The sequence below is a fragment of the Pseudacidovorax sp. DMC4 genome (genome assembly GCF_056314265.1).
In genome coordinates, this window is sequence record NZ_JBQUYR010000002.1 from 461940 (window position 1) to 476022 (window position 14083).

General features: G+C 65.3%; 15 protein-coding genes. 7 read left to right on the forward strand and 8 right to left on the reverse strand.

All coding sequences use genetic code 11. The features are described from left to right. Nucleotides 1–10: 10 nt before the first annotated feature. Nucleotides 11–790, reverse strand: coding sequence for an SDR family oxidoreductase (locus ACT54X_RS05850; protein WP_476345489.1), 780 nt, complete (start codon nt 788–790; stop codon nt 11–13). After that, a complete protein-coding gene (locus ACT54X_RS05855) occupies nt 787–1977 on the reverse strand; it encodes a PrpF domain-containing protein (RefSeq protein WP_476345491.1) in 1191 nt (396 codons plus the stop codon). Before ACT54X_RS05855 ends, ACT54X_RS05850 begins: the two co-directional genes overlap by 4 nt. Nucleotides 1978–2163: 186 nt before the next feature. On the opposite strand from ACT54X_RS05855, the gene ACT54X_RS05860 reads away from it, so the two are divergent. The 7 genes from ACT54X_RS05860 (at nt 2164) to ACT54X_RS05890 (ending at nt 8521) form a co-directional block, all read left to right on the forward strand. Next, on the forward strand, nt 2164–2520 hold the full coding sequence (locus tag ACT54X_RS05860) for a Zn-ribbon domain-containing OB-fold protein (protein WP_354320610.1): 357 nt from the start codon (nt 2164–2166) through the stop codon (nt 2518–2520). 6 nt (nt 2521–2526) lie between these two features. Then, a complete protein-coding gene (locus ACT54X_RS05865) occupies nt 2527–3663 on the forward strand; it encodes a thiolase family protein (RefSeq protein ID WP_354320609.1) in 1137 nt (378 codons plus the stop codon). A gap of 11 nt (nt 3664–3674) precedes the next feature. Next, nucleotides 3675–4454: an SDR family NAD(P)-dependent oxidoreductase gene (locus ACT54X_RS05870; protein WP_476345493.1), complete on the forward strand. Its 780-nt coding sequence runs from the start codon at nt 3675–3677 to the stop codon at nt 4452–4454. Nucleotides 4455–4480: 26 nt separating this feature from the next. Further along, on the forward strand, nt 4481–5449 hold the full coding sequence (locus ACT54X_RS05875) for a Bug family tripartite tricarboxylate transporter substrate binding protein (protein WP_476345495.1): 969 nt from the start codon (nt 4481–4483) through the stop codon (nt 5447–5449). Nucleotide 5450: 1 nt separating this feature from the next. Continuing rightward, the gene (locus ACT54X_RS05880; RefSeq protein WP_354320606.1) at nt 5451–6641 is read left to right on the forward strand and encodes a CaiB/BaiF CoA transferase family protein; all 1191 of its coding nucleotides are present in this window, start codon (nt 5451–5453) and stop codon (nt 6639–6641) included. Nucleotides 6642–6653: 12 nt separating this feature from the next. Further along, a complete protein-coding gene (locus ACT54X_RS05885; RefSeq protein WP_354320605.1) occupies nt 6654–7430 on the forward strand; it encodes an enoyl-CoA hydratase/isomerase family protein in 777 nt (258 codons plus the stop codon). Nucleotides 7431–7537: 107 nt separating this feature from the next. Then, complete coding sequence (locus ACT54X_RS05890; protein ID WP_476345497.1) at nt 7538–8521, forward strand: Bug family tripartite tricarboxylate transporter substrate binding protein; 984 nt, start codon at nt 7538–7540, stop codon at nt 8519–8521. A gap of 16 nt (nt 8522–8537) precedes the next feature. Here ACT54X_RS05890 and ACT54X_RS05895 read toward each other — a convergent pair whose 3' ends face one another. The 6 genes from ACT54X_RS05895 to ACT54X_RS05920 all read right to left on the reverse strand — a co-directional run bounded on the left by ACT54X_RS05895 (nt 8538) and on the right by ACT54X_RS05920 (nt 14045). Then, nucleotides 8538–9410 (reverse strand): LysR substrate-binding domain-containing protein, encoded by an 873-nt coding sequence (locus tag ACT54X_RS05895; protein WP_476345499.1) that lies wholly within the window; start codon nt 9408–9410, stop codon nt 8538–8540. Nucleotides 9411–9504: 94 nt separating this feature from the next. Further along, entirely contained in the window at nt 9505–10227 is a 723-nt protein-coding gene (locus ACT54X_RS05900) for an ABC transporter ATP-binding protein (RefSeq protein WP_476345501.1), read from the reverse strand. Further along, on the reverse strand, nt 10208–10975 hold the full coding sequence (locus ACT54X_RS05905; protein ID WP_476345503.1) for an ABC transporter ATP-binding protein: 768 nt from the start codon (nt 10973–10975) through the stop codon (nt 10208–10210). Before ACT54X_RS05905 ends, ACT54X_RS05900 begins: the two co-directional genes overlap by 20 nt. Then, complete coding sequence (locus ACT54X_RS05910; protein ID WP_354320599.1) at nt 10972–11985, reverse strand: branched-chain amino acid ABC transporter permease; 1014 nt, start codon at nt 11983–11985, stop codon at nt 10972–10974. Before ACT54X_RS05910 ends, ACT54X_RS05905 begins: the two co-directional genes overlap by 4 nt. Then, a complete protein-coding gene (locus tag ACT54X_RS05915) occupies nt 11982–12851 on the reverse strand; it encodes a branched-chain amino acid ABC transporter permease (protein WP_354320598.1) in 870 nt (289 codons plus the stop codon). The genes ACT54X_RS05910 and ACT54X_RS05915 overlap by 4 nt, the downstream gene beginning before the upstream one ends. A 15-nt stretch (nt 12852–12866) precedes the next feature. Next, nucleotides 12867–14045: an ABC transporter substrate-binding protein gene (locus tag ACT54X_RS05920; RefSeq protein WP_476345505.1), complete on the reverse strand. Its 1179-nt coding sequence runs from the start codon at nt 14043–14045 to the stop codon at nt 12867–12869. Nucleotides 14046–14083: the final 38 nt, after the last annotated feature.

The window sequence follows — 14083 nt, forward strand, 5'->3', positions numbered from 1 at the left end:
CTCAGGAGTTCTACCGATAGGGGCGCGCGTGGGTCACGCCGCCGTCCACAACCAGGGTGGCGCCCATCACGTAATCGCCGGCACGCGAGGCCAGGAAGATAGCTGCGCCTGCGATGTCGTCGGGCGTGCCGATGCGTCTTGCGGGAATGTGCTCCGACAGCGCCTCACCATGGTCGCGAGCGTTGCGGTTCATCTCGGACGGAAATGCGCCCGGCGCAATGGCGCTGACCGCAATGTTGTCCTGTGCCAGCCGCATCGCCATACGCCGCGTCAGGTGAATCAGCCCCGCCTTGCTGGCAACGTAGGAGTAGTTTTCCTGGGGATTGAGCCCGATGCCGTCGGTGGAAGCGATGTTGATGATCTTGCCCACGCGCGCCTGGGCTGCAGCGCGAAGCGGTTGGGCCAGAGCCTTGGTCAGGAAGAAGGGCGTCTTGAGGTTCAGGTCGACCACCTTGTCCCACCCGCCTTCGGGAAAGGCGTCGAAATCTTCTCCCCAGGCCGCGCCAGCGTTGTTGACCAGGATGTCGAGCATCGACTCGTGGCGCCCATAGGCGTCCGCCAAGGCTTGGCAGCCTGCGAGCGTGGACACGTCGTGCGGCAACGCAACGCAATGACCCGCGCGCGCGAGCTCCTGCGCCGCCAGACTGCAGGCCTCCGCCTTTCGCGCGGTGATGTAGACGCGAGCGCCCTGTGCAAGAAAGCCCTCGGCAATCATGCGACCGATGCCTCGCGAACCGCCGGTGATGAGTGCCGTGCGCCCCTGCAGCGAGAAAAGGCTTCTCCCACTCATGACGTCGACCCCACAGCCGTGCGCACGCCGCTGTCTTCTTGGCCGCCTGCCTCCAGGCGCGATCGCCGCACATAGGCCGTCCCATCGAACAGCCGCCGGGCCGTGCGCGTGAAGTGGACCTCCCGAACCCTCCATTCGTCACCACCCACATGCTCGACGTCCGCAAAGATCCTGAGCACGCCGCTCGGATGACCGATCCGGATGCGCGTCGGTCCGGCGTGCGTGCCTCGCGCTTCGGCGGGAATCGTCCCCGCGATCTGTGCAGCCACCGAAAGGCAGACCGAGCCGCCGCCGGGGAACGCCTTGTGCATCGCGCCACCGTTGAGCACCATGCGAGCAACGAAGTCGACCTCCGATGATTCCACGACGCGGTCGCCGGCGATGGTGCGGTAGTCCTGTGATTCGCCGATCAGGATCTGGTATGGCGTCAAGAACCCTGACGACGGAAGGTTGCAGCGTTCCACGGCCCAGCGCCTGACTTCCTCGGCCATCTCATAGATGTCTGCGCTGAGCTGTCCCGGCAGCTCTGTGCCGGTGATGCCCAGATCCGCCGCTCGAATAAAGACGCAAGCCGTGCCGACATCGACAACCGACACCGGTATTTCGCGCCCGAGCTTCGATATGCGGACCCAATCGCGGGCCTGCCCCGTCGGCAAAAGCTTGCCGGTCGTGGAGCCGCTTGTGTCCGAATAGTCCAGCGCAACCTCCGCCCCTGTGCCGGGCACGCCGTCGACCTCACTGTCGCCTTCCACACGCGGCTCGCCATCGACGCACTGCACGGCCATGCGCAGAATCTTTCCGGTGTTTGTGTTGTGCACCCGGACGGTGGTAATGGGCTCAAGCACGGGGATCAATTTTTCCTGCAACGCATAGACGCCCGTGGCCGATGAGATGTTGCCGCAGACGATCTCGAAGCTGAGGGTCGGCTGATCGATGCCCACCTGCACGAAGGTGTAGTCGATGTCCGCGTCGGGGCGTGAGGGCGGTCCAATGATGGCGCATTTGCTGGTCAACATGTCGGCGCCCCCGAGCCCATCGATCTGTCGCACATCCGGACTTCCGAACAGAGCCAGAAGAAAGCGAAGACGCTCTTGCGGGTCGCTCGGCACGTCATGCTGCGACAGAAAAACGGCCTTGCTGGTGCCACCGCGCATCAAGGTGACGGGAACGCGAACTTGTTCTTTCATCAACTCAGTATGCGGCTGCAACGGATGCCTGTCCTTTGAGTTTTGCTCGCCTTCATTGAGGTGGGCTAAACGCTTGGAATGCTTTAGCGGCACTAAAGAGTGGCCAGCAGAAGTGCAATGACCGCACGCATCTTGATCTCCATACTTTTCCTCCTGTGACGAACTCCACACGAACAGGAGAGACTTTTGAAGATCATCAAGCGAACGGAATCCCCGTTCCGTGAATCCCCCGGCGGCATGGTGCTTGTCGCCACGCGAGTGGCCGGGCAGCCAGCCCAGTTCCCGCCCATCGAATTCACCCACAACGATGAGGAGGTCGAAGTCATCGAGCTTGGGCCCGCCGGGTCTCTCTACAGCTTCACGATCGTGCACCCCGGCAAAGACAAGGCGCCTTACGGCCTGGCCATGGTCGATTTCGAACCTGGCGTGCGTGCGTTCGGTCGGCTGCTGTACGGCGCGCAGCCGCCAGCCATTGGTGCCCGCCTGAGGGTGGTGCCCTTCGCGTTGCCGGACGGCACGCCCGACTATGCATTCCAGGAGTGACGCGCCATGAAGCAACCACTGATCACCGGCGTCGGCATCACTGACTTCGGCCGCTTTCCCGAACTGACCGAAGAGGCCATGGCCCAGGCGGCCATCCTCGATGCGCTGGCCGATGCTGGTACACAGCTGTCCGAGGTGCAGGCGTTCTACTGCGGAAACGCGCTCGGCGCGATGCTTCCCGGGCAGCGCGCGCTGCGTGAACTGCACGCCAGCGGCGGCGCGGTCTACAACGTGGACAACGCCTGCTCCAGCGGGGCCACGGCGCTCAATCTTGCGCTGCAAGCACTCAAGGTCGGTCAGTACGACACCGTGGTGGTGTTCGGCATGGACCACCTGAGCGGCCTGGGCGGCGGCCCACTGCAACTCAGCCAGAAGGATTGGAACAACCGGCGGGGCATGATCATGCCCGCCTTGTATGCCATGCGTGCCAAACGCTACATGCACGACCATGGCCTCGAGTTGGAAACACTGGCGGACATCTCCGTGAAGAACCGCAAGCACGGCTCCTTGAACCCGATTGCCAAGTTTGCCAAGCTGGCAAGCCGCGAGGAGGTGATGGCGTCCCGCCCTGTAGCCGAGCCGCTCACGCTGTTGCAGTGCTGCCCCGCCGTCGTAGACGGCGCCGCAGCCCTCGTGCTCACCACCAAGCCGTCCAGGGGCGTCGCCAAGCCAGTGCGTGTGCTGGCGTCCGTGGTGCAGTCGGGACTGTTCGAGACCACGCCGGTCGACATGACCGAGGCCGAGATCACCGCCCGTGCCGCCAGGCTGGCCTATGAGCAGGCCGGCATCGGGCCGCGGGACCTCAGCCTGCTTGAAGTACACGACGCGTTCACCATTTCCGAGCTGCTGTACTACGAGGCCCTTGGCCTTTGCAATCGCGGCGAAGCGGCGAGCCTGCTGAAGAGCGGCGCGACCACTCTGGGCGGTCGGGTGCCGGTCAACCCCAGCGGCGGACTGATCGCGAAGGGACACCCGCCAGGTGCGACAGGCGTCGCACAGGTGGTGGAAGTCTGCGAACAACTGCAAGGCCGTGCCGGCGCCCGGCAGGTGCAGAACGCGCGCATTGGCCTCACGCAGGTCACCGGCGGCGGTATCTGGGGCGTCGACCACGCCGCCTGCTCGATCAACATTCTTTCGCTGTGATGGCCCTCCCCATGAACCCGACAGACATCATCACCCCCACCTCGCTGCACGGCCTCGTCGCCGTGGTGACCGGTGGCGCCAAGGGCATCGGCCTCGGCATTGCGCGCGAGTTGGCACAGGGCGGGTGCCGCCTGGCCCTGTGGGACTTCGACGATGCCGCGCTGGAGGAGGCGCAGCGGACGTTGTCGAGCGAAGGCGCGGACGTGAGCACATTCAAGGTCGACGTCAGTTCCGTGGACCAGGTGGAGGCGGCGGTGGCGCGGCTGCTGGCGTCGCACGAACGCATCGACATCCTCGTCAACAACGCTGGCATCGGCGGCGACAAGCTGGTCGCCAAGATGGATCTCGCGTTCTGGAGCCGCGTGATCGAGATCAACCTGAACTCCCAGTTCATCTGCGCGAAGGCGGTTCTGGCGCAGATGGCGCAGAACCGTTTCGGGCGCATCATCAACATCGGCTCTCGCGCATGGCTGGGCAACCGCGGCCAAGCGGCCTACTCGGCCTCCAAGGGCGCCGTGGTGAGCCTGACCCGCTCGCTCGCGCTCGAATATGCGCGCAAGGGCATCACTGTGAACGCGATCGCGCCTGGCATCGTGGAGACGCCGCTGTTCGCCACGCTCACCGAGGAAGTGCGGCAGAGCCTGCACAAGACCGTGCCGATGGAGCGCATCGGTCAGCCGCAGGACATCGCCCGCGCGGTGCGCTTCTTTGCGGAGCCCGGGTCGGGCTACGTCACGGGTCAGCTGCTGTACGTCTGCGGCGGCCGTAGTTTGAGCAGTCCTTCCGTCTGAGGCCAGACGACATCGGCAGGGCCGGAATGAATCGCAGAAAACTTATCCAGTCTCTCGCTGCGCTGGGGCCGGCATCGGCGGCCTCGGTGTTTGCGCAGGAGTATCCGGCCCGGCAACTCCGATTGCTCGTTCCCTATACCGCCGGTGGAGGCACCGATCTGGCGGCGCGCGTGGTGATGAAGAAGCTCAGCGAACAGTTGGGTCAGCCGATCGTCGTTGAAAACAAGCCTGGGGGCGGGGCTGCACTGGCGTACATCGAGCTCCTGCGCAGCAGGGCTGACGGCTACGTGTTGACGACAGGCTCCGGCGTGACATCGCTGCTGAACCTTCTCAACAGCAAGTTGCCATTCGACGCCGCGACAGAACTGGTGCAGGTTGCACCGCTGGCAAGCGTGCCGATTGTTCTGGTCGCGAGCAACAAGGTGCCCGCAGGAAACGTGGCCGAGCTCATTTCCTATGTGAAGCGGCACCCTGGATTGAGCTTCGGAACGCCGGGCCCCGCGACGCCACATCATCTGGCAGGGGTGCTGTTCGCCTCGATGGCGGGTCTGCAGATGACGCACGTGGGCTATCGCGGCACTGCGCCTGCTGTCCAAGATGTCGTCGGTGGGCACCTTCCGTTGGCCATCGTCGGACTGTCGACGGCAATTCAGTTTGCCCGGAGCGGTCAGTTGAAGGTTCTCGGCGTGGGAAGCGCGCAGCGCTCCCAGCTGGCACCCGACATACCGACGCTGGCCGAAGGCGGGCTGACCGGGTATGACGCGAGCTACTGGTACGACATCTGTGTGGCCAGAGGTGTGCCACAGCCTGTTGTGGAACGCCTGCATGCCGAAATCACCAAGGCCGTCCAGGACCGCGAGGTACGGACGTCGCTCACTGCGGCGGGGCTGGAGCCGATGGCGGCGACGCCGGAGGACTATCGACGTATGTTGCGATCGGAGCGGGCCAAATGGGAGCCGATCATCCGCGCCAACAACATCCAGATGGGATCCTAGGATGCTGGCAAACGCTCTCGAGGGCCTGCGGGTCATCGACTTCACCCAGGTCATGGCCGGTCCGACCTGCACCTTGTGTCTGGCCGACCTCGGCGCCGATGTGGTGAAGGTCGAGGCGCCCACCGGCGATCTCTCCCGCGCCCTTTCGCCATGGATCAACGGGGAGGGTGTCCCGTTCCTGGCGCTGAATCGCAACAAGCGCGGCATCGTGCTGGACCTGAAGCAGCCGTCGCACCAGAAGGCCGCGCAGGAACTGATCGCGCAGGCCGATGTGCTGGTCGAGAGTTTCCGGCCCGGCGTCATGGCGCGGTTCGGGTTGGACTACGCCACGGTGGCTGCGGACAACCCGCGGTTGATCTACTGCTCGGTCTCGGCTTACGGTCAGCAGGGCGCCAGCAAGGACCTGCCCGGCGTGGATGGTGTGCTGCAGGCCGTGAGTGGTCTGATGAGCGTCACTGGAGCGCCGAATGGCGATCCGTGCAAGGTGCCGGTGCCGGTCGTCGACCTGGTCACCGGATCGCTTGCAGCCATATCGGTGCTGGCCGCCCTTCAAGACCGCCTGCGCACCGGCAAGGGTCAGCATGTCGAGGCCAGCATGTTCGCCAGCGCCATTGCGCTGCAGCACGTAAGTTTCGCGTCCTACTTCGCGGACGGCATCGTGCCCGGGCCGCAAGGCAACGCGGCGCCGTATTCGACGCCCAACGAGGCCCTGCGCTGCGCCGACGGGTGGATCATGGTGGCGGCCTATCACCCTGCGAGGTGGCAAGCCCTGTGCACTGCCATCGGTGCACCGGAAATCGCCTGCGATCCGCGCTTCGCCGATAACAGGAGCCGCTTGCAGCACCGCCAGGCGCTGTTGGACTTGCTGCAGGTGCACATGCTCCCGCATCGACGCGCCTTCTGGCTGGAGAAGTTCGCCGCGGTGGACATCATCTGCGGCCCCATCAACGACTATGCCGAGGTGTCGCAGTCCCACGCCTTTGTCGAGGCAGAACTTGCAGAGAACGTCCAGCATCCCGTCGCCGGCTCATTGACGTTGCCGCGCAGCGTGCTCGGCGCGGTGGGCGAGCGGCCGGCTGCGCGCCGCGCCGCACCCACGCTGGGCGAGCACACGCGCGAGGTGCTCGCCGAGCTGGGCATGTCGGCCATCGCCATCGATCCGGCGGCCCCCGCCAGCGCTTCACTCACCTGAACAACGAAACCCATGCCCATCATCTACACAGTCCAGGATGGCGTCGCCATCGTCACCCTGAACCGGCCTGAGGCCATGAACTCCATCGACCCGGAATCCAACGAGCAACTGCTCGGCATCTGGGATGAGGTTTCCAACAACGAGGACATCCGCGTGCTCGTGCTCACAGGTGCGGGTGAGCGTGCCTTCTGCACGGGTGCGGACCTCAAGAAGACGATGCCGTCGGCCGATGGCGTCGCCCGTCAAGTCTTTCGAAGCGGTAACCGGCACTTCAACTTCGGTACGCTGCACACCGACAAGCCCGTCGTCGCCGCAATCAACGGCTATGCACTGGGTGGCGGACTCGAGCTGGCCCTGCTGGCGGATATCCGCATCTGCTCGGACAACGCCCAGTTCGGTCTTCCGGAGGTGCGAGTTGGCAGCATCCCGGGAGCGGGCGGCACCCAGCGTCTGATCCGCGCGGTGGGGCAGTCCGATGCCATGTGGATGCTGCTGACGGGTGAACGCATCGACGCCGCCGAAGCGCTGCGGATCGGTCTGGTCAGCAGGGTCGTGCCGCTTTCAGCGCTGCAGGAGACGGCTGTCCGTATCGCGCGCATCATGGCGGCCAATGCCCCGCTCGCGATGACGGCCGCCAAGCGGCTCGCGATGACCGGAAGGGAGCTGCCACTGGCTGGTGGGCTGGTGCTGGAGCGCCAGGCCTTTGGATTGCTCCGGGACAGCGAGGACCGGCTGGAAGGACGCCGCGCTTTCGCCGAGAAGCGCGCTCCGGTGTTCCGGGGCCGCTGAGTTCGTCGACCGCGGTACGACCGCGGTAGACGGCGACCTTGCCGCTTGTTCGCGCGTCCCGGGTCTGCCTGGCAGGCGTCCGATCCACCCTCGTCCTGAAGCATCCCGTGAAGACACCATCGGCATTCTTGCGCTGCAGCCTCGCACTCGCCATCGCGACCTTCTTCGGCGCACCGCCGGCCGGCGCCCAGCAAGCCGGCCGACCCCCGGCCAGGATTCTGGTCGGCTTCTCACCTGGCGGTACCCTCGACGTGGTGACGCGTGCGCTTGCAGATCAGCTGCAGGATGGGCTCCGCCGCACGGTGGTGGTGGATAACAAGCCGGGTGCCGGCGGGAAGATCGCGATCGACGCGATGCGCGCGGCCCCTGCAGATGGGAGCGTGGCCATGCTTTGTCCCGACTTCCTTGTCTCGATCTACCCCTTCGTCTTCAACAAGCTCAACTACGACCCCCTGCGCGACATCCTTCCGGTGTCGACGGTGGTCGAGTTCGCGCTGGCGCTGGCCGTGCCCGCATCCTCGCCAATCAAGACCTTCGGCGAATACGCGCAATGGACACGCACGCATCCCGAGAGTGCCAACTTCGGTCACGCGGCGTCGGGCGGTCCTACGCATTTCCTGGGGCTGCAGATTGGCAAGATCATCGGTACGCCGCTGCAGGACGTCCCCTTCCAAGGCGCAGCCCCGATGATCGTGAATCTGGCCGGGGGCAATATCGCAGCCGGCACGTCCACGGTCGGCGACTTCGCGCAGCACCACGAGGCCGGCAAACTGCGCGTGCTTGCGGTCACCTCGGCCCAGCGCTCCGCGCTGTTGCCGGACGTGCCGACTTTCTCCGAACTCGGCCGCAAGGAGCTCACCACTGGCGGCGTGCTGGCCATCTGCCTTCCGCCTGGCACGCCAGCTCCTGTCGTCGCCGAATGGAGTGACGCCGTGCGAAGGGCGGCAGCGACCGATCGGTTCGCGAAGAAGATTCGCACGCTCGGCTTCGTGAACAGAGGGAGCTCGCCCACCGATGCACGTGCAAGGTTCGGCGAGATGCGGGCATTCTGGGAGCCTGTTGTCAGGGCCTCGGGCTTCAAGGCTGACTAGCAGGCGGCGGGCGCGCCTAGCGGACGGTTCGAATCCAAGCCCTGAAGAGCTGCACCGGCGCCGTGGAGGCCTTGACCGGATCGCAGACGAGGTAATAGCCAAGCTCCGTCCGCGCCAGATGGTCGACCGCAACGACCAGCCGACCCGTGCGCAGGTCGTCCGCGACATAGGCGCGCTGGGCCATGGCGACACCCAACCCGTCCGCGGCAGCCTGATAGCACAGGGCGGCGTTCGCCAGGGTGATGCCGCGCGCGGGAACAGGCTCGGCAAGGCCCGCAGAATCGAACCAGATCGGCCACGCCTGTGGCCGCATCATGGAGTGCAGGAGGTTGGCTTTGAGCAGGTCGCTGGGTGTCTGCAACTGTACGGTCTGGCCCGGCGCACAAACCGGGACGAACTCGTCATCGAAGAGATGGTCCAGCTCAACGTCGGCCCATTCGCCCATGCCGTGGCGGATGGCGCAGTCTGCGCCTTCGAGCCGCACATCGTCGGCGATGGCAATCGTCGCTATCTCCAGTGCGATGTCAGGGTGCTCCGCATAGAAGCCGTGCAGGCGAGGCACAAGCCAGCGAATGGCCAGGCTGGGCGTCACCTTGAGCCGCAGCTTTTTCTGCCTCTGGTCGTCGGCCAGGTCGCCGAGTGCATCCTGGAGGCGGTCGAACGCATCGCAGACGCGGTGGGCAAGCCTCTCTCCCACCGCCGTGAACTCGATCGCGCGGCCGGACTTCCGGAACAGCTGCACGCCCAGCCCCGCCTCGAGCTGCTTGATCTGTTGACTCACCGCTCCCGGGGTGACGTGAAGCAGTTGGGCCGCCCGCGACACGCCCTTGGCGCGGTACACCGCATCAAAGGCACGCAGCGGACTCAGAAAAGCGCGAAGGTTCTGCATGGCGGGCCGCAGCTCCACAGATCCGGTGCCGCGGCAGAGGAGGCCGAGAGCCCCGATGGCAGGCGCAGCCGCTGTCCGGGCGTACGGATCGACATCAACATTTTTGAATGCCGATGGTTCGGTTCAGCAGTTCCTCATCCTTGCGCAGCGCCACCGCAGACCCGGAATAGGCGGCAACGCCGCGTTCCAGCACGATGACGTTCGTGGAGAAGTCGAGGACGACGTCGACGTGCTGCTCCACGAGAACGCAGCCGACTCCCAGCTGGTCGCTCATGCGGACGATCGCGTCCATCAGTTCCTCGCGCACCATCGGGGCCAAGCCCTCAAGCGGCTCGTCGAGCAGCAGGATGCGCGGCTGCCCGACGAGCGCCCGGGCCACGGAGAGCATCTGCTGCTCACCGCCTGACAGCTGGGTGCCTCCGTTGCGCCTGCGCTCCTTCAACCGTGGGAACAAGGCATAGACCTCCTGAAGGGCCGGTCCTGCCGAGCGCCTCTGCAGGCCCGACAGCAGGTTCTCCTCCACTGTGAGCGAAGGGAAGATGTCGCGGCTCTGCGGCACGTAGCCGAGGCCGGCCCGGGCCCGAGCGAAAGTGCTGGCGCCGCTGATGTTGTTGCCGGCGAAATGCACGCGCCCCTTCATCAGATCGGCCAGACCCATGGCGGTCGCGAGCGTGGTCGTCTTGCCCGCGCCGTTGCGCCCGATCAGCCCCAGGCGCTCGCCTTCGCGCACGCTGAAGCTCAGATGCTCGACCACGGGCACACCGGCGTAGCCAGTGGTCACGTCGTCGAACCGAAGTTCAATGGGGGTGCTGGGCATGGTGGCCGTCTCGTCCGAAGTAGATTTGCTTGACTTGTTCATTGGCCGCGACCTCCTGCGGCGACCCCTCCACCAACACGGCGCCGGCCACCAGGACGATGATGTGCGTCGCGAAGCGGAATACCAGGTCCATGTCGTGCTCGATGAGCAGGACCGACAGGTCTTTCGGAAGGCGCTCGATGGCGCTCATGATGCGGCCGCCTTCTCCCTGCGGCACCCCGGCGCCTGGCTCGTCCAACAGCAGCACCTCGGGTTTCATGGCGAGTGCAAGCGCAATCTCCGCAAGCCGCTGTTCGCCGAGTGCCAGCCGCCCGACGACCCGGTCCGCATAGGGGTGCAGGCCCAGCATGCCCAGTGTCTCGTGAACCTCGTCGTGAACGCGGGCGGAACGGCGCGGCGAAGGCCACCACTGCATGGAGGCGCGCAGCCGCTGCAGCACGGCGACCTTGACGTTGTCCGCCACGGTCAGCTCCTTGAACAGGCGGCTGATCTGGAACGTGCGAACGATGCCGCTGCGCACGCGTGCGTACTGCGGCAGCTGCACGATCGAGCGGCCGTCGAGTTGGATGTCGCCGGACCGTGGACGTACCGCGCCGCTGAGCAGATTGACCAGCGTGGTCTTGCCAGCGCCGTTGGGGCCGATCAGGGCCGTGCGCGCACCCTGCGGCAGAGAGAGTGTGACGTTCTGCGTGACAGCCAGGCCTCCGAAGGAGTGGCTGAGGTTCTGGGTTTGCAGCCGGGGCGTCATCGGGTACCTCCGGCGCGGCGCAGACGCTTGGCCATTGCCGCGGCCCGGTCCAGAAGTCCGACCAGACCTTCAGGCAGGACGACGAGGACGAAGATCAACATCGAGCCGATCACGAAGAGCCAGTGGTAAGGATTCAAGGTCGATGCGATGTGGTGGATGGTCATGTATGCAACAGTTCCAAGTACCGCACCCGCGAGGCGGCGTGTGCCGCCCAGGACGATCATGACGACGACGCCCGCCGACGTCGTGAAATCCAGCATGAAGAGATTGGCCACTTTGCTGGTCTGCGCCGTCAGTGCGCCTGCGAGGCCTGCCACGACGCCACCGACGGTATAGACGGCCAGGAGGTGCAGGTAGACGCGGCCTCCCAGCGCCTGAACTCGGCCCGGGTCCTGCCGTATCGCCCTGGCCGTCAGGCCGAAGGGCGACTCCACGAGGTTGCGCACGAGGAAGTACACCAGCACCAGGGTACCGAGCGCGTAGAAGTAGCCGGTGTGGCCCATGAAGTTGAACTCCCAGATGCCGAACAGCGGAGCGACTTCGAAGCCGGCCAGTCCATCGTCGCCGCCGGTGAGCCATCTGGCCCAGTTGGCAAGCTCGAGCAGCAGTTGCGCCACAGCGATGGTGAGCATGACCAGCGTGAGCTTCGTCGAACGCAGCATGACGGCGCCGCTGAGCAGGGCGATCAAGCCGCCGCCCAGTGCCCCGAGCAGCAGCCCGACGATCGGATCGGATGTCAGGTATAGCGCTGTCCAGCCCGCGACATAGGCCCCTGTGCCATACAGCGCGGCCTGCCCCAGGGTCGCGATGCCGGCCTGACCCAGCACAAGGCTCAGCGAAAGCGCGAAGATCGACATCGTTGCCATGTTGGTCAGCAATCCGAGATCCGTTGGGAACAGCACGAAGGCCAGCAGTCCCGCGAGCGTCAGAACGATTTCGGCACGCAGGTGCGTCCACGGGCGAATGCGAGGTGGCGCAGCCAGCGTCATGGGCGGGATCACCGTGCTCATGCTTGCCTCCCGAACAGCCCCTGAGGCCGGAACAGCAAGACGATGATCATCGTCAGGAAGAACGCAGCCGATGCGAGCTGCGGAACCATGTACTTCATCGAGGTCTCCACGATGCCAAGCAGCAATGCTGCGAAGAACGAACCAAACAGATTGCCGTTGCCTCCCACGGCGACGACGGCCAGGAGGATCACCAGGTACTTGGAGGCGTAGGTCGGCTCCATCGGCAGCATCTCGGCGCCGGCAATGCCTCCCAGCGCCGCGAGCGCGGCACCGATGGCGAAGGTGCCTGCGTAGATCTTCGTCGTGTCGATACCGATGGCGCGTGCGATGGGGGCGTTGTCCACTGCGGCGCGCACCCGGATGCCGAAGGACGAACGGTCCACGGTCAGCCAGAGGGCAATGACGACCGCCAGCCCGCAGGCGACGACGATGAGCCGGTGCCGGGGGATGGCGCGAAAGCCAAGGTCGACGGAGCCGGCGAATGCCTCCGGAAGCGCGACGGAAGTCACTGATGATCCGAACATCAGGTTGACCGCCGCGGTTGCGACGAACATCAGGCCGATCGTCACCAGCATCTGGTCGAGATCGTCCCGCCCGTAGAAGCGGCGCAGCAGAGTACGCTCGAAGACGACGGCCAGCACGGCCACCAGGGCGATCGCCAGGACGAAGCCCAGTCCGATGGGAACGCCCAGGCGCTGAGGAATGCTCGCTGCAAGAAATCCGCCGAGCATCGCAAATGCGCCATGGGCCAGGTTCACCACACGCATCAGGCCCATCGTCATCGACAGGCCCACCGTGATCATGAACAGGATCATGGCGTACGTGACTCCATCGATCAGGATGCTGCTGAAAAGAGCAAGCGACATGCTTCGGTCCCTGCGCTACTTTGCTGCGCTCTGGATGCGCCCATAGTCGGGCTGCATCTCGAAGGTCCGGAACTCACGGTTGACGAAGCGCCCCGAGGAGTCCTTCTCGACCACCCGCATGTAGACGTTCTGCACGAACTCGCGGGATACCGGATCGATCTTCACGGGGCCGCGCGGGCTTTCCCAGGAGAAGCCCTTGGCGGCGGCGAGGGCCTTGGGCCCATTGCGCTTGCCGTCCGTCGCCTTGACCATGTGGTAGATCACATGCAGGCCGTCGAATGCATTCGCGAGCTGGACGGTCGGGATGGCCTTGGGAGCCACCTCGGCCAGAGCCTTGACGACGGCATTGTTCAGTGGCGAGTTGTGCGTTGCCGAATAGAACATGCCGGTCTCGATCCCCAACAGCTCAGGTCCGATCGCGCGCAACTGGTCTTCGTCCGTCTCAGCCGTCCCCAAAAGGCGCACACCCGCGGCCCGCAATCCCGCCTCGTTGTAGGCCTTGATCATGGCGTAGGTCGCCGGCCCGCCGGGGCCGAAGACGTAGAGCGCATCGGGCTTGAGCGCCTTCACGCGTTGCATCAGAGGGCCGAAATCCGTCGTCTTCAGCGGCGCACGGATGGCTTCGAGCAGCTTGCCGCCGCCGGCGATGAATTCGGTGTTGAACGCCTTCTCGGCGTCGAGGCCGGGCCCGAAGTCGCTCACGAGAGAAACCACGGTCTTGATGTTCTTCTCGATGGCGTACTTGGCCACGGGCACCGCCATCTGCGGCAGCGTGTACGAGGTTCGCAGCAGATACTCGGACCTCTCAAGAAGCGAAGAGGTCGAGGCGTTGAAGATCACCACCGGCACCTTGGCCTCCTGCGCGAGCGCGGCGACCGCCAGGGTGTCGGGCGTGAAATACAGGCCGGCGATGTACTGGGCCCCATCCTTGATGATGAGCTCCTGCGCCAACGCCTTGGCCTGCGCCGGATTGATCTCCGGCAGGTCGCGGTAGATGAGCTCGATCGTGTGTCCGCCCGCCGTGGTGCCGTTGAGCTTCTGGTAGGCCTTGGTTGCGCCTTCCCAGGTCTGCCCGACGGCCGAGAACGGTCCGGACATGGGCGCGATCACGCCCACCTTGATGACGTCCGCGCGACTTTGGAAGGCGAGCGTCGCGAGCGATACCGCAATCGCGGCAATGAGTTTGGGGGTCATCTTCTTCTCCAGGGAGTGGGGGTCTCTGCGGGCATGTG